We start from the raw sequence: 24,113 nt of genomic DNA on the forward strand, positions 1-24,113 counted from the left end.
ATTTGGCTCTCTTCAATAATGCAATAAATAATCGCGGTAGTCTTTGACGGCGATTTGCAATTCTGCGAAAGAATCACTTGGAAATTTTTCTAAAATCTCATTGGCAACAACTGTCGCTACCACATTTTCACAGACCACACTCGCAGCCGGTACCGCAGTACTGTCCGAACGCTCTACGCTTGCTTTATAAGGTTCTTTGCTATCGATATCCACGCTTTGCAATGGTTTATAAAGGGTTGGGATAGGTTTCATTACGCCACGAACAACAATTGGTTCGCCGTTGGTCATCCCACCTTCAAAGCCGCCTAAATTATTGCTGCGGCGGGTATAGCCGATTTGTTCATCCCATAAGATTTCATCCATGACTTTTGATCCTGGCAAAGCACCTGCCTCGAAACCTACACCAAATTCTGCACCTTTAAAAGCGTTGATACTGACAACCGCCTGGGCAATTTTGGCATCGAGTTTTTTATCCCATTGCACATAACTGCCTAATCCTGCGGGAACGCCGCCAACCAATACTTCCACGACGCCACCAATGGTATCGCCATTTTTCTTGGTTTGATCGATCAGTTGCTTGATTTCTTCTTCAACAGAAGAATCAAGAACCCGTACTTCAGATGCTTCAGACCGTTCTGCAATTTCTTGGACCGTCAATCCATCAGGAATCGTCGCTTTGATCCCACCTAGCATCGTGACATGTCCAGCGACATCGATCCCTAGTTCTTTTAGGATTTTTTTTGCGATTGCACCAATAGCTACCCGCATCGTTGTTTCTCTGGCTGAGGACCGCTCCAAGACGTTCCGCAGATCTTGATGGTGGTATTTCATGCCACCGACTAGGTCCGCATGACCGGGTCTAGGACGTGCCACTCGTCTTAATTTACGGTCTTTTTCTGGGACTGCTTCAATTGCCATGACTTTGGTCCAATTTTTCCAATCTTTGTTCTCAACGATCATTGTCACAGGTGAACCAAGCGTCTTGCCATGTCGAACGCCAGAAGTAATTTTGACTTGGTCTTTTTCAATCAACATGCGGCCGCCACGGCCATATCCAGTTTGCCTTCTTGCTAACTCATGATTGATATCCTCGGCAGTCAATGGCAATCCCGCAGGCAAGCCTTCAATAATTGCTGTTAGTTCTGGACCATGTGATTCTCCAGCTGTAATATAACGCATGATAGATAACCTTCCTTCTTATAATAAGTAGTTTTTGATGTCTTCTGTAGGAATCGTGACGATTTTTGCTTTTCCAATTGCTTCTAGCAAGATGATTTTGATTTGCTTGCCGCGGGCTTTTTTGTCATGGGTAATGGCTTCAAACAATGCAGATCGATCAACATCAGGTACAGCAATTGGTAAATTGAATTTACGGATCATAGTGATCAGTTCTTCTGTGATACCTTGTGGGGAAAGGCCTTTTTCTTCCGCGTGCTGCGTAATCATCACCATCCCGATCGCTACACCTTCGCCGTGACTGAGACCGCCGAAAGCGGCTAATTTTTCTAAGCCATGGCCAATGGTGTGGCCGAAATTCAATGTCAATCGACTGCCATGGTCAAAAGGATCTTCCTCCACGACCTGTTGTTTGACCTTCAAGGTTTCTGTGATCACGTGAGTGGCATGTACCAATAGATCTGTTTCATCCGTCAAGTCTACAAGTGTTTGCCAAAGTATTGGATCAGCGATTGCGGCTGATTTAATGATTTCTGCAATTCCTTCTTGCACTCTCTTGATCGGCAACGTAGCCAACAGTTCTGGGTCGATCAAAACCCCTTCTGGTTGAGAAAAGGTCCCAACTAGATTTTTGGCAGAGTCCGTATTAACAGCCGTCTTTCCGCCGATACTCGAATCGACTTGTGCCAACAAACTAGTAGGAATTTGCAAAAAGTGTACGCCGCGCATGTAAGTAGAAGCCACAAAACCTGCTAAATCACCAATGACACCCCCACCCAAAGCAATGATGCCATCACTGCGGGTCATGCCGAATGCGGCCAATTGATCATATAATGCAGTCGCTTGCAGCAGCGATTTACTTTTTTCACCTGCTGGAACCACTAGCAACGTTGCATCAAAGTCATGGGACTTCAAAGCCGTCAAGAGGGCTTCACCATAGAGTGGCGCAACATGACTATCGGTTATCACAGCAACTTTTTGTGGATGCCATAATTGATTGACCCAACTGCCCACCTTTTTGAAAGCACCTGCTTCGATGATGATATCGTATGATTGATCATTTAAGTTTATGTGTAACATCTACCTACACCTCATTATTTTGTCTTTTTTACAGTGATTTGATTTCTTTCATGGCTTTTTCCATAATGTTGACTTCTTTCATCATTCTCATGTATGTTTTTTCGTTCAGTGATTGGGGGCCATCTGACCAAGCATTTGCTGGATCAGGGTGAATCTCAACGATCATTCCATCTGCCCCGGCAGCAACACCCGCTCTTGCCATTGGTGGAACTAGATCCCAAATACCTGTGCCATGACTTGGGTCCACGATGATTGGGAAGTGGCTCAATTTTTTGATGATTGGCACAGCGCTTAGGTCAAATGTGTTTCGGGTCGCTGTTTCGTATGTCCGAATCCCGCGCTCGATGAAGATAACTTCACTCTTGTCTTGAACGGCAATGTATTCAGCTGCATTCAACCACTCATCGATCGTCCCAGAAATACCGCGTTTCAAACCAATTGGTTTGCCTGTTTTCCCAACAGCTGATAACAATTTGAAATTTTGCATATTGCGGGCGCCGATCTGTAAAATATCACTGTAAGCAGCAACCATATCGATATGGCCTTCATCCATGACTTCAGTAATGACTTTCATCCCAGTTTCATCAGCTGCTTGGCGAATGTACTTCAAGCCTTCTTCTTCTAACCCTTGGAATGCGTATGGCGATGTCCGAGGTTTGAAAGCACCCCCACGTAAAATCGTTGCACCACCGGCTTTTGCGATGCGTGCACATTCACGAATTTGTTCAAGGCCTTCAATCGAACAAGGACCAGCCATCGTCACAAAGTTGCCGCCGCCGATTTTCACGCCGTCCACATCAACGACTGTATCTTGAGGATGAAATTCACGAGAAGTCAATTTGTAGGTGTTTGAAATACGTATTGCATCTTCCACCCCTTCGTAACTGCGGAATGCAACATCTTGAATCAATCGCGTATCCCCTTTTAAGCCAATCACCACTTGCTCTTTTCCTTGGTTGACTTGAACATCTAATCCTTCTTTTTTGATTCTTGTTACAACAACTTCTACTTGTTCGGCAGTTGCGCCTGGTTTCATAATCACGATCATTTTTCATTTCCTACTTTCAATTAAATTTTTTTATAACATTTCAATCAATGCTTGTACTTTTTTGACAGGCATTTGCTTGCCTGTCCATAATTCAAAAGCAGCGGCTCCTTGATAGAGAAGCATGCTTAATCCATTTGCAGTTTTGGCACCAACGGCTTTGGCATCTTGTAATAATTTGGTTTCCCGCGGATTATAGATGACATCGTACACTGCCAATGTTTCTCGCAATAGCGAGTTGTCCTTCAAAGGACTTTGATTCTCATTGGGCTTCATTCCAACACCAGTTGCATTGACAAGCAGCTGACTTTGGGCTAAAGCATTGGCCAAAGCCAATTGATCGTCTAAATCTTGCAATGAGATCTGGCATCCTGTCTGTTGCGCGATTTCTTGCAATTTCACTTCAATTACTGGATAAAAATCATCTTTGCGATTGAACACTTGAATTTTCTTCACGCCATCTAGTGCCGCTTGGCTGATAATCGCTGTCGCTGCACCGCCAGCACCGATAACTGTGATGGTTTCACCAATGATCGACACCTCGATTGCGGCTAATGCACGCATAAAACCAATACCATCTGTATTATGTCCAATCAGATGACCGTTTTGATTAACGATTGTATTGATTGCACCGATCAAGGATGCAGCTGGTGATAATTCGTCCACTAATGGCACAGCTGCCATTTTATGGGGCATTGATAAATTGACGCCTAACAGATCCAGTGTACGAATACTCTCAATACTTGTTGCCAAGTTTTCTGGCTCAACATCAAAGGCAAGATAGATTGCATCAATCTTTTCTTCTGCGAAAGACAGATTGTGCATCGCAGGCGATATGCTGTGCCGCGCTGGTTTTGCAAATAAAGCTGCTAAACGTGTGTGCCCAGAAATCATTTGTTCCATTTGTTTCATTCCCTTCAACAAAAAAAGATGTCCACCGTAAATTGTCAGAATCTACAGTGAACACCTTTAAACATTACATATCAGCTGATATGCGAATATAAAAAATAGCCACTATAGATTTTACGATCTACGTGGCTGCGAATTCATTACGAAATGCCCTAGCCATCATAGATACAAACGTGTAGTTTGCATCCATGTCTTCATGAATACAAACCTATCTAAAATAGCTAAAGTAATATTTATTCAGTTGTGAGGGGGTCGTTTGCAATTGTTTTTGCATAATAGTTCGCTCCAAACTGATGTAAGATTGACCTAAGTATAGGATTTCTCATGAAAGTTGTCAATGATTTTTTCTGTTATTTTTCAATTGTTTGCAATTTTACCTAAAAAAGGTTGATACAACAACGTTTTACAAATCATCCTCGAAGAACAATAATAGTTCTTGCAGACTAAGTGCCGCTTTTTCCTCTGCAGATAGATCTTTAACGATTTCACCTTTGCGTAATAAAATCAAACGATTGCCGTACTTTAATGCATCATCCATGCGATGCGTGATCATCAAGCACGTTAACCGTTGCTCCGCTACTCTTTCGGCTGTGATTTGCATCAATTGCTTTGATGTTTTGGGGTCTAATGCGGCTGTATGTTCATCTAGCAACAACAATTTTGGTGTCTGGATTGTTGCCATCAGCAAACTCAGGGCTTGCCGCTGTCCACCAGATAAATTGCCGGTCGGCGTATCAAGATGATTTTCCAATCCATTGCCTACTTGTTGGCACAATGCATAAAAATCTTCTCGTTGACTTTGCAGCTGGCGCAATTGCAAGTTGCGTTTTTGGCCTCTTTTTTGTGCCAGCAATAAATTCTCCGCAACAGTCATTCGTGGTGCCGTCCCCATTTTAGGATCTTGAAACACGCGGGCCAGATAGCGTGCCCGCTTTTCTTCTGATAGATTGGTCACATCTTGATCATCGATCGTGATTTGTCCGCTTGTTAGTGGCAATGTTCCAGAAATACAGTTGAACAAGGTACTTTTCCCAGCACCATTCCCTCCCACCACTGTCACGAATTCGCCTGGCTGCAAGGTCAAATCAACTTTATTCAGTAACACTTTCTTTTCATGAGGACCGTTGCCGACTACTTTGGTTGCCTTATTGATCTGTAACATTATTCGTCCTCCGTTTCAAAGCCTGTGCGCAAGTGCAGCGCTTGTTTTAGTTGTGGGATCAGTAAGCAGATCGTTAACACAATGGCAGAGAAGATTTTCAGATACGTTGTATCAAACCCTGCTTTGATCACAAATAGAATCAACAATTGATAAATAATACTGCCGATGACAATGGCAATCAAGCGTTCCACTAGTGTCAATTCGCCATAAAGCACTTCACCGATAATGATTGAAGCTAAACCAATCACGATCACACCAATACCTTTGCTGACATCCGCGTAACCATCATTTTGGGCAATCAACGCCCCAGACAATGCGATCACACCATTGGATACGATCAAGCCCAAAATTTTCATGCGGTCAGTATTGATACCCATCGATTTGGCCATTTCTTCGTTGTCGCCAGTAGCAATATAAGCTTGACCCAGGTTGGTGTGAAACAGATACAATAAAACGCCGCCAATCAAAATCACCATAATCAGGCCAATGATGACTGTATCATAGTAGTTTGGCAAGTTTAATCGAGTAAAAAAATCTTGGATTTTTGGCTGATTCAATAAGGATAAGTTGGGGGATTGCATCACAAACAACATCACAGAATTCAATGCAGACATTACCAGGATCCCCGCTAAGATAACTGGAATCTTTCCTTTGGTATAAAGCAGGCCAGTTACACAGCCAGCGCACATACCTGCCAAAACCCCCAAACAAGTAGCAAATACGGGTGATACGCCATGCGTGATAGCTGTGACACAAACCGCGCCGCCAAGCGGAAAAGAACCCTCCGTTGTCATATCTGGAAAATTTAAAATACGATATGTCATAAAAATACCTAAACCAAGAATTCCCCATAATAAGCCTTGGCCGATTGCTGATACGATCATTTTGCTTCCTCCATTATCTTTCACGACCAGTTGCATTGAAGAAAACTGGTCGTGGTAAGTACGTTACTCTGCGTTTGATGATTCTGTGGTGTCATCGCCGTTAACCAATGTTGCATCTTGTTTGATGCTATCTGGAATCGTGATGCCTAAGAAATCAGCTTGCGCTTGATTGATTATTGTTTCTCCATCACTAAATGTATAAATAGGTGTAGTTGCTGGTTCTGAAGTACCATCTAAAATAGCTGCGACCATTTTGCCTGTTTCGACACCAATCGTGAATTGATCTTGACCAACTGTTGCCAAACCACCTTGTTCGACCATGGTATCCACCGATGTAATGATAGGCGTTTTGGTTTTATTGGCTTCCCCTACAACAGTTTGCATGGCATTGGCAATTGTATTGTCTAACGGGATATAAATAAAGTCAACTTCTTGTGCCATGACCTGAACGGTTTGGGCAATTTCATTGCTTGAAGGAACAGCATATTTTTTCGTTGTCAGCCCATTCTCAGTGGCTGCATCTTCCGCCTCAGCTACTTGGTATTTTGAGTTGTCCTCAGTCGAAGAATATAAGATACCAACGGTTTGAGCATCTGGCATGATCTCTTTTGCTAATTTGATTTGTGCACCGACAGGGGCTTTATCTGAAACACCTGTGATATTTCCGCCAGGTTTGTCCATGTCTACAACTAAGTTTGCACCGACAGGATCCGTTACCGCACCCAAGACGATTGGAACATCTTGCGTCACATTCGCCAATGCTTGAGCGGCTGGTGTAGCCACGCCAACTAATACATCGGCATTTTTGTTCAGCAACTGCTGACTCATGGTTGCTAACTTGCTTTGATCTGCTTGACCGTTTTGGAATTCAATCGTCAAGTTATCCCCTTCCGTGTATCCCGATTCTTTTAAACCTTCTTTGATTCCATTCGTGATTGCATCTAACGCTTCATGACTGACATATTGCAAAATACCGACCGTCTTCTCAGCTTTTTCACTTGTTGTCGTGGTGGTGGTTGCTGCTTGATTGTTGCCTCGGCTCATCCCTAATTGATAGACCAGCGTCGCCCCCAAAAATAGTAAAATAACAATAACTGTTGCCATTAATCCTTTATTTTTCATCTTTATTTGCTCCTTTGATTATTCATATAGTTTAAAATGATTGCTGATTGAAAGTTGAGAACAAAAAAAGCAACTGCCTATGATTGGGCAATTGCTTGTAAGCAAAAGCCGCATAGAAGCTTGTTCTATGCGGCGAATAATTCAACTACCAGCATAGATACAGCACTTTAGAAGGTTCTCTAAAAAGTTGTATCTATGGAATGAGGTCCACCAATACAACTATCTACGCCAGTTTTGCCATGATTTGACTTGCAATGGAATAAATAGTTTCATGATTGTTCCTCCTTTTCCTTCGATTGATTTCTTGATTTGAACTTAGTTTAGCCTATTGATAAAAAAACGTCAATAGAAAGTTGCTAAATTGTCAGATTTTTTTATTCTTGGTCATCTAAAGAGCGGATCGTCCACATCGGCAAGCGATTGAGTTCAGGAATGAATTCACTTTGCGGGTTCTCAAATGAATCAAAAGTGAAACGATTTTTTTCTACCCCTTCTTCATAAAAAACAAAGGTCACTTTAGAGGGATCCACTTTATATCGATCGACAAAACTTGCTGGTTCGTAGACGATCGGATAATAATAAAACGTCCGATTCAACTCCGCTTCTTGTTCCCCAATCAACTGATAGATTTGTTCAAGTGCTTCCCCATGAGGTTGACTAAACATGACAGAAATGGCTTTTGTCCGCTTGATCGTGTCATCTGCTGCTGCATAAGTCAACGGTTGTATTTTTTCTGAAGGCAAATGTTCAAAAGCCATTCGATCGACCAAGGAGGCTTTTATCCGTTCCTGTGAGAAAAGGATGATCCCTGCGAAAACCAATGCCATTAAGATACCAATGCCCAACGAAATGATTGTTTTCCGCTGATCTCGGTATAATCCATCAACAAAGTCTTGCCACATTGCGGTGCCCTTTCGTTTCATATCTTGAAAATAACGAGCAGCTGCTGCCATGATTTCCCTCCTTTTCGTATGGTGCTTCCGTGACCACCTTGCTTTGTCTTTGTTTTAATACTATCAAGTTGCTATGGGCACGTCAAGAAACTTCCCATTTCCCCTCAATTTCGGTATGATAGAAGAAAAGATCAAAGGAGTAAAAAAACAAATGGCAGATACACTGATGGATATAGCCGCGCCAATATTCAGCATGATCGTGGTGTGTTTGAATTTCTTGTCGATCTTTGTTTTGGTTTGGGGTGTCGTCATGGCAGGGATTGATTTTATTCGCTATGAATTAACTGAAAAAGACCGACTAGTTGCCGCTAGAGAAAATAACTTTATTCGTAATTTCTTAGGCAGTTATGTCTTACTAGGATTAGAAATCTTGATTGCAGCTGATATTATTGAAACCATCATTCATCCGACATTTGAAGATATCGTCCGATTGGCAGCCGTCGTGATTATTCGAACTGTGATTTCCTATTTCTTGAACAAAGAGATCGAACGTGCTTTACAAACCAGCGATCATCATTCACTTAAGAAAGACAAGTAGCCGTTGTCCATGGCTTTTGTCTTTCTTTTTCGGTATAATAAATAAGAGTTTTTGTTACAGATGACAGATTCCAGATTGCATTGGAATCATAGAAAAGAGGAACCTACTATGTCTTTTGATGGTGTATTTACCCATTTAATGGTCGCAGAACTCAATCAACAATTGATCAACGGCCGTGTCAATAAGATTCATCAACCTTATGAGAACGAGGTTGTCTTCGTGATTCGTTCGCAAGGAAAAAATCACAAACTGTTATTATCAGCACACCCCAGCTACGCCCGTGTGCAATGTACCACGATTGCCTATCAAAACCCGAATACACCGCCAAATTTTTTGATGATGCTGCGCAAATACTTAGAAGGGGCGATCCTTGCAAAAATCGAACAAATCGATAATGACCGAGTGATTCATTTTCATTTTACCCGTAGAGATGAATTAGGCGATTTGCAATCTTTGGTTTTGATCGTTGAATTGATGGGACGCCACAGTACGATTCTGTTGCTAAACAACGCGACTGGCAAAATCGTTGATACGATCAAACACGTAGGCCATTCACAAAATACCTATCGCACATTATTGCCTGGTGCTGAATATATCGCGCCACCGAAGCAGACAACACTCGATCCTTTCACAGCCTCTCATACAAAAGTCTTTGAGGTGTTATCCACGATCGATGAATGGACTGCCAAAACATTACAGCAACAGTTCCAAGGTCTAGGCAAAGATACTGCGGATGAATTGATCTACCGCATCACTGCCAACCTAAATGACAAATTACGCCAATGGGATCATTTCTTTGCAGAAATAACAAATCAGGTTCAGCCTAGTTATATCGAAAGCAATGGCAAAGAATTCTTCACACCAATTCCTTACCAATCGTTATTAGATGAGTCAAGCCAAATCACTGCATTTGATTCACTAAGTACATTACTTGACCATTTCTATCATGACAAAGCTGAACGAGACCGTGTCAAACAACAAGGTGGCGAATTACTAAAAAAAATCGAGAATGAATTGAAACGCAATCAAAACAAATTGCAAAAAAGACAACAAACATTGCAAGACTCGGAAAATGCTGAAGCTTTTCGCCAAAAAGGCGAACTGTTGACCACTTTCATGGCACAAGTACCTCGGGGCGCTCAATCGGTCACATTAGAAAATTACTACGAGGAAAATCGTCCGTTGGCCATCGCCCTTGATCCAGCGTTGACACCCAATCAAAATGCCCAAAAATATTTCCAACGCTATCAAAAATTGAAGAATGCAGTCAAATTGATTCATCAGCAAATTGCAGAAACCAAAGAAGAAATTGCCTACTTAGAATCAGTATTGGCGCAATTAGAAATTGCTTCTCCATTAGATTTGGCAACGATTCGTGAAGAATTGGTGGCACAAGGTTATGTCAAAAATCGCAGTAAACAACGGAAGAAAACCGCACCTTCACAACCTGAACGCTATCTTTCATCAGACGGCACGGAAATTTTAGTTGGCAAAAACAATTTGCAAAATGATCAGTTGACATTAAAGACTGCCCGTAAGACCGACTATTGGCTGCATACCAAGAATATCCCTGGTTCTCATGTGATCGTTCGTTCTGAAGATCCTAGCGAAGAAACACTATTAGAAGCTGCTGAACTTGCAGCCTACTTCTCTAAATATCGTCAATCCGCGCAAGTACCTGTCGACTACGTACAAGTCAAACACATACGTAAACCGAATGGCGCAAAACCCGGTTTCGTGATCTACGAAAACCAGAAAACACTGTATGTCACACCAAATGAAACGATTTTGCAGTTGCGACAATAAACAAGTGACCGCCAGAAGTTAGTGGATACACTGCTTTTGGCGGTTGTTTTGTCATGAGAATCTAATGCCAAATGGTGTATGGATGACGTCTAGCAAAGAAAATGAAAGCCGCCAGACCCAAAATGACCCCCATCATCGCAGGTGCAACTGGTGCAAACGATACATAGAGTTGGCCGCCAATCAATGGGCCAATCACTCGTGCCAAAGATTGCATTCCTTGACTACTCCCTAAAACTTTTCCTTGTTCTTGCGGATTGATTAATTTTGACAACGAGCCATTATAAGCTGGCGTAAAAATCGCATCTCCAGCGCCATACAAGAATAAGCCCAACACAAACAGGATTGGAACTGTGAAAATAGCTGATAGACTGATAAATAGATAGCCACTAATCTCACCAATGATTCCCCATCGTAAAATAGCTTGCTCACTGATTTGTCTTAACAACCAAGGCATGAGAAAGCTTTGCGCAAGGATATCTTGCATGCCAATAATCGAAAACATCAAGCCAATCAGCGTTGGTGACCAATCAAAAGAATCAATCGTGAACTGTGAAAAGATTGCTTGCAGTCCACCTGCGGGGATCCAAAGAATGAAAGCCGACAATACAATTGGTCCTATCCGGCGATGGGTAAAAATACAACGGAACTGACGAAAAGGATTCATCTCTTTCAAAGCAGTTTTGGTTCGGGCTGATCGAGGCAAACTTTCAGGTAAACAAATCCACGCGTAGATGCCGTTTGCTATTGAAACGCCTGCACCAACAAACATCGGCACTGCATAACCAAAATGCGCCAGTCCGCCGCCAATTACCGGTCCTAAGGCTGTACCCGCACCTGCCACAGCACTCATCCAACCAAAATACTTCGTCCGTTTTTCTGGCGATGTGTTATCGGAAAAGTAGGCATAAAGTGTGCTGATACTGCCGCCTGTGATGCCTTCAATGATACGACTAAGAAAAAATACCCATAACCCGCCACCAATTCCAAACAGCAAGTAGCCAAGTCCACCGCCAAATAAACAAAGAATCAAGATTGGCCGTCTGCCCATTTGATCACTTAACGCGCCTAAAATCGGCGCTGCTAAAAAGACACACGCTGCATATACAGCAGTCAGTGCACTAATAATAAATCCTTGCTGATTGGTATTCTGGACGTAAGGCGCCACTAAAAATGGTGTAACAGGCGCGATGATCGTAAAGCCGATTCCGCAGAGGAAAACAGAAATCAAGCCTAATGTTAAGGTATGTTTGGAGGGTTGTTCTATTGTGATAATAATCAGTCCTTTACGTTTAATGTTTCCTAGGAAACTATTTTATCATAAATCATTTTTGTTTCCCAGTCAACAAAAAATGACCAGGCACAAAATTTTGTGTCTGGTCATTCATATATTGGGTTTTCAATTAAAAATAGCACAGGCAATACCTTTTTCTCTAGCCAACATCGATCAGCTGGTTAGATAAATATGAATAAGATTCCTGAGCAAATCGTACCTAGCAAAAATACTTTGATACTTCCTTCTCCGCCATCTGGTAATTCAAATTTGATAATATTCATCAATAACGCGCCAGTGATCAACGCTTCAATTGAAACCAGAACAAAATAAGGCAAGGCCCACAACATCGAGATTGCCGCACCTAACAAAATAGCGCCTATCAGAAAAAAACGCCCCATTTTTGCAAATGATTCACCATGATGGTGAAATAAATGCCAGTCGTTCATTAGGAAATGCAAACCGAATGCCACAAAATAGGTCACCACATAAAAAGGCTCATTCAATGTATTGGCGATCACTAGATAACCAATCATGACATTGTAAATCATGTGAAATGAAATATCCGACCAAAAATAGGCTTTCTTCGCTGAAGCTAGATCCTTCTTTACTAAAACATTAAAACTGCGCTCATCAATTTTATAGGCAATGTAACTCAATACAAGGCCTACCAAAACAATAGCATAAACGCCATGGGTATAAAGCAGCCCTGAGGACCAGCCGAATTCGTCGATCAATACTGACTGGAAATAAGCCAGATGCGGCAACAGATGAATGATTGCATAGGATATCCCCACACCTGCAGCAAAAGAATTAAAAGTTTGTACATCCCCTTTTTTATCCAGCAAAAAAATCGATGTCAAATGGATCAAGATAAAACCTGTGATCACAACCAAATTGATGAATATTTCTGAACTTGTGAACATATTGACTCCTTTTCCTAAATGATAAACACAGCCAATCCTTCGTTTTAAATAACAATGACTATTGAATTGACATGTGTATCGTATATTGGCGAAAGCACTATTTAAGATTTTTTGATACTCCATTTTTTTGTGTTCAAATGCATCTAAAACAGCATTAATCCGATTGTAACATGTATTTTTTTGGATAACAACAAACTGATTGTTTCCAATTTTAGCAGCCTGATTGAACGCCATAATAAAACAAAAAACAGTTAAGTCGTCTCTTAACTGTTTTTTGTTTGCTGATTGTCTAAATATTTAGTTGTTTGATTGTCTAAATGTTGGCTGTAACGCGCTAAAAAATGCAATAGATCAGCTTTTTGCTGCGCATCCATCATCGAAAAAATTGGTTGATCTCGCTCTCTGAACATTTGATGCAAATCGAGATGGGTCTTATAAACCGATTGACCTATATCCGTCAACGAAAATAAGATTTCTTTTTTATTTTCTGGTGATTGATAACGCGTAATCGCTTGTTTCTTCAGCAATTTTTGCGTGAGTTTGGTTACCGCACTGCGGGTCAAAAATAGGTTTTCTGCTAGTTGTGTGACATTCGGATGCGCCAGGTCATGGATGGCTTCGATCAAGTGGACTTCTGTTGCCGTATACCCTGCCAACGCAGTCTCCATTTCCTGTTTATTTAGCGCAGCCATTTTGTTATACACATCGCGGAAGCCGCGTATGATTTTTTCTTCATCAGTATAGGACATCTTGAGACTCCTTCATTTTTTATCATTATAAGCTGAATGAAGCGAGATTTCAATGATCGCTAGACTGTACATTATTGCTAAGTCGCTACTTGTTTTGTCATTGTAAAAGCAGGATGAGATAATCGAGACTTTCTAAATCCAAATGATGATAAATGAATCAACCTACTCTATCGTTGGTTTTCTCTTCCAATCAGTTGAACCCAAATAACCTTGTTCACTTATCGAATCTCATTCCTATTCATTGTTGTCTTTCTAACAAAATCGAAATGATAGAGTTTTTCCCAATGATTGATATTCAATGTCCCTTTTGTCAGATGGATGGCCAAGAAGCAACAACCTTTGTCTGCTTCATCGTTTACCTCGTCATACCAGACAAATGCCTTCCTGATTTTTGATCTTAGTTCAGCGTTTTTAGGGTCTAAGACCCAACCTAAATGTTCGCCGATCCCATTGGCCGTAAACCATTCGCCACAAACTGCAATTGAAACTGCTGGATTCTTTTTGATTTGTCTGATTTTATTAGAGTTTTCATGCGTCGATATATAAAACACGCCTTCTTCATAATATGCATCTACATCCCTGACCACAGGTTGCGGTGCCCCTTTACTGTCAGGCTCACATGCGATTGTTGCTAAGGAAATCAAATTGTCCTTATTGTTGCCAAATTTCTCCTCGATCAGCGCGATCCCTTCTTCATATAATGTCATATTGTCCTCCTTCAAATAGATTGATTTACGGATCTCTTTTTTCAACATACTTTTCAACATACAATGATGCAGTTTTATCTATGTCACTGTTGTGATAAAAGCCAATATTTATTGTGCCATATTTCACAAATAGTCATAAAATATAAGAAGAACACAGGCTATTCTTATATTTTAACAATAAAAGGAAACGTTTTCAACGATGAATTTTAAACGAATGCAAAAAATCAGCAGGCTTGAAGCAGTCCCTAGGTGTTAGATTCTTGGTCTAACTTTCAGAGGTGCGCCATTCATGCTGAAAATTTGTGCAATATTTTAAGATAGCAATAGTAGATTTCAATAAAAATAAACAGGCCGATCCTTCCGGTCTTGTAAGGGCCGATTGTTGTTTTCCAGCACTTCTTCGCGGAATTCTTGGATAAAGTTACGACTCATCTCCCCAACCCAGTCAAAAACGAACCAATTGATCGGCCCCTTGGTTGGTGGTGTCGTTAATGAACCAACATAATGAAAATGATGGGTTCTTTCTGGCAAGAACATGCTTGGATCAAACCATTGCTCGTGATTCTTAAAGTCCCAGATACTATCATCTTGCTGATTACAGATCCAATTGAGTTGGTCTGTCAAACGAAACAAGATGCCGACAACCAAGTTTTGTCCTTCTTCATTCATATGGACAAGATGAAATTCAAGTTCTTGTTGTTCATCATCAATGATATGCTCTGAGGGCATATGGAAATGAATATCTGTCAAATGATAATCTACACCCTGAAATGTAACGTAGCTTGCTTTATCGAAGGGAACAAAGTGGATCGTATTCTTAAACTCTTTTTCGGTAAATTGTTCCCGTTTATAATGGAAAGTTAGATCTTGATCGATTGGTTCTTCTGTTTCGTCATGGACTAATGCGATTGGGGATTGTAACGGGAATTTTGCTCCTTCTGCATACCAATCACACAGTGTATGCCAATGCTCGGGTCCATTATCGCCTGAATAACTCCAGGGCACATCCATATTTCTTTTCAAACAAACAGCCTCCTATGTCAAGCGAATCGTGATTGTAAAGTTTACGCTAAGAAAACTTTCTCCCCATGCTATCAGAAAATAAATAAAATGAAAACGAATATGCTTGCAGTCCACTGCAAGATATTCGTTCGTGATTTCTTTAGTCTGCCAACCAAGTTGCTGGCGATCGTCGCCATTCTTTTAATAATTCAACGTCAGATTGTTGAATCGTTCCTGTTTCAAGGGCGACATCGATCAGTGTCGAATAATTTGTCAATGTCACATAAGGCAATGATGCTGCGGCAAAATTCTTTGCGACTTGTGGCAATTCATAAGTGAAGATAGCAGCAACACCTAAAACATCTGCGCCTTCTCTTTGGGCTGCGGCACAGGCTTCTAGTACACTGCCGCCAGTTGACAACAGATCTTCGATAACAACCATTTTTTGATTTGGTTTGATACGCCCTTCGATCTGATTGCCTTTGCCATGGGCTTTGGCTTGGCTGCGAATATACACCATTGGCAAGTCCAGCAGTTCAGCAACCCATGCCGCATGAGGAATACCTGCTGTCGCAGTACCGGCGATCACTTCCGCATCAGGAAAATCATGCTTGATTTTTTCTGCTAGTCCTTTGGCAATCACTCGTCTGACTTGAGGATAACTCATAGTGATACGATTGTCACAATAAATCGGGCTTTTGATCCCGCTGGCCCATGTAAAGGGCTCGTTTGGACGTAAGAAAATCGCTTCGATGGCCAAAAGATCTTTGGCAATTTGTTTGGCTTGTGTACTCATGCTTGTTCCTCCCAGGCTTCTTTGATTGCTATATAACTTTCATAAGGTGATGCTGATTGCGTGATTGGTCGTCCAACAACGATCATGGTAGCGCCCGCTTGCCGGGCATTTTGTGGTGTCATCACACGCTTTTGGTCACCAACAGCACTGCCTTCAGGACGAATCCCTGGCGTTAGCCGAATAAAAGAATCGTTGGTTTGTTCCTTAATCATCTGTGCCTCCAATGCCGAACAAACCACCCCTTGCAAGCCAGCTGTTTGCGCGCATTTGGCGTAATGCAAGACACTATCTTGCAAAGAAGTCAAAATTTGCTGATCTCGATGCATTTGGGCTTCACTGGTAGAGGTCAATTGGGTAACGGCAATCAAATCAGGCACTTGCGCGCCTGCTGCGGTTCCTTTATGTAGTCCCGCCAAACCAGCCTCCATCATCTCAATGCCGCCTGCTGCGTGAACATTGGTTAAAGAGACACCTAAGCGGGCGAGGCGGGTCATTGCTCGCTCAACTGTATTGGGGATATCATGCAATTTCAAATCTAAAAAGACGTCGTGTCCTTGTTCTCTTAACCAATACACGATGCTTGGTCCTTCTTGATAGAAAATCTCCATTCCCACTTTGACAAATAAGGATTCATCTTTTGGGAAATGTGTCAAAAAAGCCTCGATTTCAGTTCGATCGGGAAAATCTAAGGCAATGATTGGTCGTTGACTCATTGATCAAGCTCCTCTCTGACTTCTTTAATCAATTGCTGCAATGAAGAAATACCTAATTCTGCCATTCGGACTGGCAACCCTTCGATCAACTTAGGACAAACGAATGGATCAGTAAAATTAGCAGTGCCTACAGCCACAGCTTGGGCCCCCGCAAGAAACATCTCCAAGACATCATCGACCGTCATCACCCCGCCCATGCCAATGATCGGCAATCGAGATACTTGGGCGACTTGCCGAATCAAACGAATCGCTACTGGCTTGATTGCAGGACCAGAGAGTCCACCTGTTTGATTTGCAAGAATCGGTTTTCTAGTTTTTAGATCGATCCGCATACCTAACAGTGTATTGATCATGGTAAAGCCATCGGCTCCCCCAGCTTCGATTGCTTTTGCGATTGGTACGATATCAGTGACATTCGGAGAAAGTTTCACGTAGATTGGCACAGTTGAAACTTGTTTGACAGCTTCTGTCAAAGCGCCGGCTGTCGCTGGATCCGTTCCAAATGCGATTCCACCATGTTTGACATTGGGACAAGAAACGTTCAATTCAATGGCCCGAACATTTGGCGCATGACTGATTTCTCGACAGACTGTGACATAATCTTCGACTGTTGAACCTGCGACATTGGCAATGATCGGTAATTCTGGGTGTTTGTCTGCTAATTCCGGCAAAATACGTCCCATAACCACATCCAAACCGGGATTTTGCAACCCAATCGCGTTCAACATTCCACTAGGGGTTTCTGCTACCCGTGGTGTAGGATTGCCAAAACGCGCTTCTGGAGTAGTCGCTTTGATCATCACAGCACCTAACTGACCAATATCATAGTATTTGTCGTATTCCGCGCCAAAGCCAAAGCAGCCACTGGCAGGCATGATTGGGTTAGCTAAGTTCAACCCAGGAAGATCAACTTGTAAAACCATCTTTAAATAACCACCTTTCTCGCTTGAAAGACAGGTCCTTCATCGCAGACTTTGACACTTTTAACGCCGTGCTCATCGTCTTTGGTATGACAAACACAGGCATAACAAGCCCCCATACCGCATGCCATTCTGGCTTCCATCGATAGCTGTACATCATCTAGTTCGTCAAAAAGCTGCGCAACTGTTTTGAGCAATCCGTTATTTCCGCATGCAAAGACAGCTGCAGGCTTTTGTGCTGCAGCCATTAAAAGATTGCCGACATTGCCATGGATCCCATAACTACCGTCATCGGTGGCAATTCGTGTATCGCCTAATTGTTTAAATTCTTCTTCATAATACATGACTTCAGCACTTGCAAAACCTAAGAAATGGATCACGTTGATCTGCTGTTTGCGCAGCTGTTTCGATAATTCATAGAGGGGCGGTACACCAATACCGCCGCCCACTACAAATACTGTTTCGCCAGGCGTCAAATGATGAAATTGAAAACCGTTGCCTAAAGGACCCATGACATCAAGTATGTCTCCAGCCATCATCTCAGAAAAGATTGCTGTGCCATGTCCTTCGACCCGGTAGATGATACGGCATTCTTTCCTTGCCAAATCCACATGATTGATACTAATTGGCCGTCGTAAGAGAAAAGATTGCTCGGGTACTTTAAGATGCAGAAATTGTCCAGGAGTCGTCATTTGATTGACTAGTTCTCCACTTAGCGTCATTTCAAAAATCTTTGGCGCCAATTGCCGCTGCCTTACGATCGTCATGTTTTCTTGCTTCATCATTTGTCAAACCCCTATCCATTAAATTGCTTTTGTTGAGAAACCCCGAGATTCCATCACTTTCAAGATTGCATCTGCAGTATCTAAAGACGTGAACAATGGGACGCCGTGCTCTACCGCTTCTCGTCGAATAATGAACCCATCTTCTGTGGTATTTCGACGATCCTTGTCCATCGTATTGACCACGACTTGCGTAGTGCCATTTCTAATAAGATCTACCACATTTTCTGCTGCCTCATGATCGGAGATTTTAGCCACTCTGGTGACAGGTAGTCCTTGTGCTTCAAAATAATCGGCAGTACCACTTGTAGCCAGTAAGGTAAAGCCAACTTCGAAGAATCTGGCCGCCAAAGCCGCAGCTTCCTCTTTGCTTTCATCAGAGACTGTAAAGAGTGCTTTGCCAAATTCAGGAATATGCAAACCCGCAGCTTCAAAAGCTTTATAAAGTGCTTTGGCTAAATTTTTATCAGAACCCATTACTTCCCCTGTCGATTTCATTTCAGGCCCTAAATAAGTATCGACTTTTAAAAGTTTTGTGAAGGAGAAGACCGGTGCTTTGATATGCACTTCATTTGGCGTTGGATAAAGGCCATCGTGATAGCCTAGCGAAGTGATTTTATCTCCTAAAATGGCTTTTGTCGCAATCTGTGCCATCGGAATCTCTGTGACCTTACTCAAAAATGGAACCGTACGGCTTGCTCGCGGGTTAACTTCGATGACGTACACTTTGTTTTCGTGGATCACAAATTGAATATTCATCATCCCCACACAATTCATGCCGATTGCCAAACGTTTGGTATAATCTTCAATTGTGGCGATGATCTCAGGCGATAGGTTTTGCGGTGGATACACAGCCATAGAATCACCAGAATGGACACCTGCTCTCTCAATATGTTCCATAATCCCTGGAATCAAGACGGTTTCACCATCGCAGATCGCATCGACCTCACATTCCTTTCCAACTAGGTAGCGATCGACCAAAACAGGATGTTCAGGTGAAGCTTTGACTGCGTGACGCATATAGTCTTCTAAATCAGTTTGATTCTCAACGATCTCCATTGCCCGTCCACCAAGGACATAACTTGGCCGCACAAGGACTGGATAGCCAATGTTTTCTGCAATCGCAATTGCTTCTTGTTCATTTGTTGCCGTATCCCCTGGCGGCTGTGGAATCGCCAATTCTTGTAAAGCTTGCTCGAATAAATCACGATTTTCAGCACGATCAAGGTCTGCGATACTTGTTCCTAAGATATTGACACCATGTTTGGCTAGCGGTTCCGCTAAATTGATGGCTGTTTGTCCACCAAATTGAACGATGACACCTATCGGCTGCTCTAAATCGATCACATTCAAGACATCTTCTAAAGTCAATGGTTCAAAATACAATTTGTCTGAGATCGAAAAGTCGGTTGAAACTGTTTCTGGATTGCTGTTCATAATGATTGCTTCATAGCCAGCTGCTTGGATAGCTTTGACAGAATGGACAGTCGCATAATCAAATTCAACCCCTTGACCGATTCTGATTGGTCCTGAACCTAAAACCAGTACCGATTCTTTTTCACTGCGTTGACTTTCATTTTCAAATTCATAGGTACTGTAAAAGTAAGGTGTCGCTGATTCAAATTCTGCAGCACAGGTATCGACCATTTTATAGACCGGTAAGATTTTTGTATCCTGGCGTTTGACTCTGACCTGATCTTCAGTGGTTTGCCACAAACCAGCGATGGTCCGATCCGTGAAGCCGTTTTGCTTGGCGATTTTCAGTAAGTCCACATCTTCTGGCGAAGCAGCCAATGCTTTTTCGATCTCAAAGATATGCAGCAATTTGTCTAAGAAAAACAGATCGATCTTGGTCATCTCGTTGAGGTCTTCAATTGCATAGCCGCGACGAATGGCTTCCATCACATAAAACAACCGATCATCTTGCGCCTTGATCACTTTCTCGATCAAATCATTGTCTGATAGATCTGCCAACTCTTTGATTTCAATATGGTTGGTGCCGATTTCCAATGAACGCACAGCTTTCAACAATGACTCTTCGATATTTCGACCGATAGCCATCACTTCCCCAGTAGCTTTCATTTGCGTGCCTAAACGGCGATCACCGGTTTCGAATTTATCGAAAGGCCAGCGAGGAATCTTAGCGACAACATAATCTAGAGCTGGTTCAAATTCTGCATAGGTTGTTTCTGTAACTGGATTTTTCATTTCGTCCAAAGTTAATCCAACAGCGATTTTAGCAGCCAATTTGGCGATTGGGTAACCCGTTGCCTTACTTGCTAACGCGGATGATCGAGAAACCCGTGGATTGACTTCAATGACATAATAATTGAAGCTATGGGGGTCTAATGCCAATTGCACATTACAGCCGCCTTCGATTTTAAGGGCGCGGATGATTTTTAGTGAGGCATCCCGCAACATTTGATATTCATGGTCAGATAATGTTTGACTTGGTGCAAAAACGATGGAGTCGCCAGTATGAATACCGACTGGATCAAAGTTCTCCATGTTGCAGACAACGATGGCATTATCAGCAGAATCCCGCATGACTTCGTATTCGATTTCTTTAAAACCAGCAATACTGCGTTCAATCAGACATTGGGTCACGGGTGATAATTTCAAGCCGTTTTCAGCGACTTGCCGTAACTCCTCTTCGTTGTTACACATGCCGCCGCCGGTCCCGCCAAGGGTGAAAGCTGGACGGACAATAATTGGAAAGCCGATTTTTTTTGCAAAGGTCACAGCATCTTCAACCGTTGATACGATTTCAGATTCGGGAATCGGTTGTTCTAATTCCTCCATCAATTGTTTGAATAAATCGCGGTCTTCTGCTTGGTCGATTGCAGATAACTTAGTACCTAACAGTTCAATGTTGAGTTGATCTAAAATGCCTGAGTTGGCTAATTCCATTGCCATATTCAACCCTGTTTGACCACCAAGAGTCGGCAAGATTGCATCTGGCTGTTCCTTACGCAAAATTCTCGATACAAATTCAAATGTGATTGGTTCGATATAGACTTTATCCGCAATCTCTTTATCTGTCATGATCGTTGCTGGGTTGGAATTGACTAAAACAACTTCATAGCCTTCTTCTCTTAATGCTAAACAGGCTTGTGTGCCCGCATAGTCAAATTCTGCGGCTTGTCCAATAATGATTGGACCAGAGCCGATGACCATGATTTTTTTGATATCTGTACGTTTTGGCATATTAGTTCTGCTCCTTCCAAGCGTCGATCATTTCTAAAAATTCATCAAATAAATGGACTGCATCGTGAGGGCCAGGTGCAGCATCAGGATGATACTGTACACTAAAGGCTGGATAACGACGATGACGCACACCTTCGATCGTACCGTCATTGACCTCCACATGGGTGATCATTAATTTTTCGCTATCGATTGATGCTTCAGACACCGCAAATCCGTGGTTCTGTGAAGTAAAATCGATGCGCCCTGTGGCAATTTCGCGCACCGGATGATTCAATCCGCGATGACCAAATTTCATTTTATAGGTGTCTGCTCCATTCGCCAAAGCGAACAACTGATGGCCTAAACAGATCCCGAAAATCGGTACTTTCCCTTGAATGCCTTGAATCATCGTAATTGCTTCTGGCAAGCTTTTGGGATCTCCTGGCCCGTTGGTCAACATCACACCATCTGGTGAAAGGTCGAGAATTTCCTGTGCAGTGGTATTGTAAGGCAAAATCGTCAAGTTGCAGTTTCTTCTTGATAACTCACGCAAAATGCTATGCTTCAATCCATAATCGATCACCACAATATTTTTACCCGTTCCCGGACTTGGATATGGTTTTGAAGTCGATACTTGTGCCACTTGATTTGTTGGCAGCACGGCTGCTTTTAATTGGTCATACGCATGCTCGAATGTATCCCCTGCGTCCACGATACTGGCTTTCATCGTGCCGTGCTGGCGAATTTTGCGGGTCAACGCGCGTGTATCAATACCTGCAATACCAGGAATATTTTTACGTTTCAGAAATTCATCTAACGTCAGCTGTTTGCGCCAATTGCTGGCACGTCGGGCATGTTCTTTAACGACAACTCCTTTGCAGGTTGGCGCGATCGACTCGTAATCATCACGATTGACCCCGTAATTGCCCACCATCGGATAAGTAAAGGTGATGATTTGCCCATTGAAACTTTGATCTGTGATCGTTTCTTGGTATCCTGTCATACTTGTTGTAAAGACAATTTCACCATACACGTTTATGTTGGCACCAAAGCCCTCACCTTCAAAATACGTACCGTCTTCTAAAATCAACCATCGTTTCATCTTATCGTCCACCTCTTTGCCAAACTATTGTGCCGTTTACCAATGTATAACTTGTATCTCCATATAATGACCAGCCGCCAAATGGGGTATTCACCGCTTTAGATAAAAAGTTCTCTGGATTGACTTCATACGCAGTTTCCAGATCAAAAATCGCCAAGTCCGCCGGTGCCCCGATCGTTAGACGTCCTGCTTCTAGACCGAACACATCTGCAGGTTTGGCAGTCATCCATTCAACTAATTGCTCCAGTGTAAAACAGCCCGTTTTGACAAAATGCGTATAAAGCAGTTGGAAAGCATACTCTGACCCAACGATTCCAAATGGTGCTTTTAAAAAACTTTGCATTTTTTCTTCAAAACCATGAGGGGCATGGTCGGTTGCAATACAATCGATCGTGCCATCTAAAAGACCTTCGATCAATGCTTGTCGATCCCCTTTGCCTCTTAATGGCGGATTCATCTTCCAAAAACCTTCATCAGCAGGAATATCTTCATCCACAAGTAAGAGATGATGAGGAGATACTTCAGCCGTTACATGGATCCCGGCCTTCTTGGCATCACGAATCACTCGAACGCTCTCTTTTGTAGAGACATGACAGACATGATAATGGGCACCAGTTGCTTCTGCCAGCAACACATCTCTGGCAATCTGGGAGGATTCTGTCACACTTAAAATACCTGGTAAGCCCAGTTCTTTGGCTTTTGCTCCGGCGTGCATGACACCGCCAAATAGTAATGAGTCATCTTCTGTATGGGCAACTAATGCCAAGCCGTTTTCGGCAGCTGCTTTCATGGCTAAGTACATGGTACCGGCTGTCTGCACACCAACCCCATCATTGGTCAAGGCAAAAGCACCTGCTTTTTTCATTGCGGCTGCATCCGTCAAGACCTCACTGCGCAAATTTTCAGTGATCGGTGCATACTGCAAGACGTTGATCGCAGCATCTGTTTGAATTTTCTGATAAACCTGCTTCAGCTTCTCTGGGGTATCCGGTACCGGATCGAGATTTGGCATCGCACATACAGTGGTAAAACCACCTCTTGCGGCAGCCTCGCTCCCCGTTTTGATCGTTTCTTTGTATTCAAACCCTGGTTCTCTGAAGTGAACATGAACATCCACCAACCCTGGCGTGATCAATTGTTGTTGGGCGTCGATCACTTGGTCAAAGGTCATGTCAGAAAAGTCGCTGCCGATTCCTTGGATCTTGCCATCTTCGATCCAGATCGATGCTGGGATACATTGATTTCCCTTCTTGATGATCTGGCCATTTTTAATCAGTGTTTTCAT

The 24,113-nt window shown here is 42.6% G+C and carries 22 protein-coding genes; 2 read left to right on the forward strand and 20 right to left on the reverse strand.

Annotation, left to right across the window (positions count from 1 at the left end):
• Positions 1–12: 12 nt before the first annotated feature.
• The 8 genes from aroC to IGI41_RS07310 form a co-directional block, all read right to left on the reverse strand.
• Positions 13–1,179 carry a chorismate synthase gene (gene aroC / locus IGI41_RS07275; protein WP_430609087.1) on the reverse strand — a complete coding sequence of 389 codons (1,167 nt, stop codon included), beginning with the start codon at positions 1,177–1,179 and terminating at the stop codon, positions 13–15.
• Between the two features lie 18 nt (positions 1,180–1,197).
• Positions 1,198–2,256, reverse strand: coding sequence for a 3-dehydroquinate synthase (gene aroB, locus IGI41_RS07280; protein ID WP_430609088.1), 1,059 nt, complete (start codon positions 2,254–2,256; stop codon positions 1,198–1,200).
• Between the two features lie 28 nt (positions 2,257–2,284).
• The gene (gene aroF, locus IGI41_RS07285) at positions 2,285–3,304 is read right to left on the reverse strand and encodes a 3-deoxy-7-phosphoheptulonate synthase (RefSeq protein ID WP_430609089.1); all 1,020 of its coding nucleotides are present in this window, start codon (positions 3,302–3,304) and stop codon (positions 2,285–2,287) included.
• Between the two features lie 30 nt (positions 3,305–3,334).
• Positions 3,335–4,204, reverse strand: coding sequence for a shikimate dehydrogenase (locus tag IGI41_RS07290; protein WP_430609090.1), 870 nt, complete (start codon positions 4,202–4,204; stop codon positions 3,335–3,337).
• Positions 4,205–4,613: 409 nt separating this feature from the next.
• The gene (locus tag IGI41_RS07295; RefSeq protein WP_430609091.1) at positions 4,614–5,372 is read right to left on the reverse strand and encodes an ABC transporter ATP-binding protein; all 759 of its coding nucleotides are present in this window, start codon (positions 5,370–5,372) and stop codon (positions 4,614–4,616) included.
• Positions 5,372–6,256, reverse strand: a complete 885-nt coding sequence (locus IGI41_RS07300; RefSeq protein WP_430609092.1) for an ABC transporter permease — start codon at positions 6,254–6,256, stop codon at positions 5,372–5,374. The genes IGI41_RS07295 and IGI41_RS07300 overlap by 1 nt, the downstream gene beginning before the upstream one ends.
• A 63-nt stretch (positions 6,257–6,319) precedes the next feature.
• On the reverse strand, positions 6,320–7,378 hold the full coding sequence (gene trpX, locus IGI41_RS07305; protein WP_430609093.1) for a tryptophan ABC transporter substrate-binding protein: 1,059 nt from the start codon (positions 7,376–7,378) through the stop codon (positions 6,320–6,322).
• 374 nt (positions 7,379–7,752) lie between these two features.
• Positions 7,753–8,331, reverse strand: a complete 579-nt coding sequence (locus tag IGI41_RS07310; RefSeq protein WP_430609094.1) for a hypothetical protein — start codon at positions 8,329–8,331, stop codon at positions 7,753–7,755.
• A 151-nt stretch (positions 8,332–8,482) separates the two neighbouring features.
• Between IGI41_RS07310 and IGI41_RS07315 the strand changes: the two genes are divergently transcribed.
• Together IGI41_RS07315 and efbA are read left to right on the forward strand one after the other, a co-directional pair.
• Positions 8,483–8,869, forward strand: a complete 387-nt coding sequence (locus IGI41_RS07315; RefSeq protein WP_430609096.1) for a DUF1622 domain-containing protein — start codon at positions 8,483–8,485, stop codon at positions 8,867–8,869.
• 108 nt (positions 8,870–8,977) lie between these two features.
• The gene (gene efbA / locus IGI41_RS07320; protein WP_430609098.1) at positions 8,978–10,675 is read left to right on the forward strand and encodes a fibronectin-binding protein EfbA; all 1,698 of its coding nucleotides are present in this window, start codon (positions 8,978–8,980) and stop codon (positions 10,673–10,675) included.
• 61 nt (positions 10,676–10,736) lie between these two features.
• Here the strand turns inward: efbA and IGI41_RS07325 are convergent, their stop codons facing one another.
• From IGI41_RS07325 to IGI41_RS07380, 12 genes are all read right to left on the reverse strand, one after another.
• On the reverse strand, positions 10,737–11,903 hold the full coding sequence (locus tag IGI41_RS07325; RefSeq protein ID WP_430609099.1) for an MFS transporter: 1,167 nt from the start codon (positions 11,901–11,903) through the stop codon (positions 10,737–10,739).
• 224 nt (positions 11,904–12,127) lie between these two features.
• Entirely contained in the window at positions 12,128–12,871 is a 744-nt protein-coding gene (locus IGI41_RS07330; protein ID WP_430609100.1) for a hypothetical protein, read from the reverse strand.
• Between the two features lie 263 nt (positions 12,872–13,134).
• A complete protein-coding gene (locus tag IGI41_RS07335) occupies positions 13,135–13,620 on the reverse strand; it encodes a MarR family winged helix-turn-helix transcriptional regulator (RefSeq protein ID WP_430609101.1) in 486 nt (161 codons plus the stop codon).
• Between the two features lie 218 nt (positions 13,621–13,838).
• The gene (locus IGI41_RS07340; protein WP_430609102.1) at positions 13,839–14,327 is read right to left on the reverse strand and encodes a pyridoxamine 5'-phosphate oxidase family protein; all 489 of its coding nucleotides are present in this window, start codon (positions 14,325–14,327) and stop codon (positions 13,839–13,841) included.
• A gap of 333 nt (positions 14,328–14,660) precedes the next feature.
• Entirely contained in the window at positions 14,661–15,338 is a 678-nt protein-coding gene (locus IGI41_RS07345; protein WP_430612762.1) for a carbonic anhydrase family protein, read from the reverse strand.
• A 151-nt stretch (positions 15,339–15,489) separates the two neighbouring features.
• Positions 15,490–16,125, reverse strand: a complete 636-nt coding sequence (pyrE, locus tag IGI41_RS07350) for an orotate phosphoribosyltransferase (RefSeq protein WP_430609103.1) — start codon at positions 16,123–16,125, stop codon at positions 15,490–15,492.
• On the reverse strand, positions 16,122–16,838 hold the full coding sequence (gene pyrF / locus IGI41_RS07355) for an orotidine-5'-phosphate decarboxylase (RefSeq protein ID WP_430609104.1): 717 nt from the start codon (positions 16,836–16,838) through the stop codon (positions 16,122–16,124). The genes pyrE and pyrF overlap by 4 nt, the downstream gene beginning before the upstream one ends.
• Positions 16,835–17,761 carry a dihydroorotate dehydrogenase gene (locus tag IGI41_RS07360; RefSeq protein ID WP_430609105.1) on the reverse strand — a complete coding sequence of 309 codons (927 nt, stop codon included), beginning with the start codon at positions 17,759–17,761 and terminating at the stop codon, positions 16,835–16,837. Before IGI41_RS07360 ends, pyrF begins: the two co-directional genes overlap by 4 nt.
• A 2-nt stretch (positions 17,762–17,763) precedes the next feature.
• The gene (locus IGI41_RS07365) at positions 17,764–18,540 is read right to left on the reverse strand and encodes a dihydroorotate dehydrogenase electron transfer subunit (protein ID WP_430612764.1); all 777 of its coding nucleotides are present in this window, start codon (positions 18,538–18,540) and stop codon (positions 17,764–17,766) included.
• Positions 18,541–18,561: 21 nt separating this feature from the next.
• Positions 18,562–21,747 carry a carbamoyl-phosphate synthase large subunit gene (gene carB / locus IGI41_RS07370; RefSeq protein WP_430609106.1) on the reverse strand — a complete coding sequence of 1,062 codons (3,186 nt, stop codon included), beginning with the start codon at positions 21,745–21,747 and terminating at the stop codon, positions 18,562–18,564.
• 1 nt (position 21,748) lies between these two features.
• Positions 21,749–22,828: a carbamoyl phosphate synthase small subunit gene (locus IGI41_RS07375; protein WP_430609107.1), complete on the reverse strand. Its 1,080-nt coding sequence runs from the start codon at positions 22,826–22,828 to the stop codon at positions 21,749–21,751.
• Position 22,829: 1 nt separating this feature from the next.
• Positions 22,830–24,113, reverse strand: a complete 1,284-nt coding sequence (locus tag IGI41_RS07380) for a dihydroorotase (RefSeq protein ID WP_430609109.1) — start codon at positions 24,111–24,113, stop codon at positions 22,830–22,832.

This window comes from Enterococcus sp. DIV0876 (assembly GCF_050529585.1).
GTDB lineage: Bacteria > Bacillota > Bacilli > Lactobacillales > Enterococcaceae > Enterococcus_D.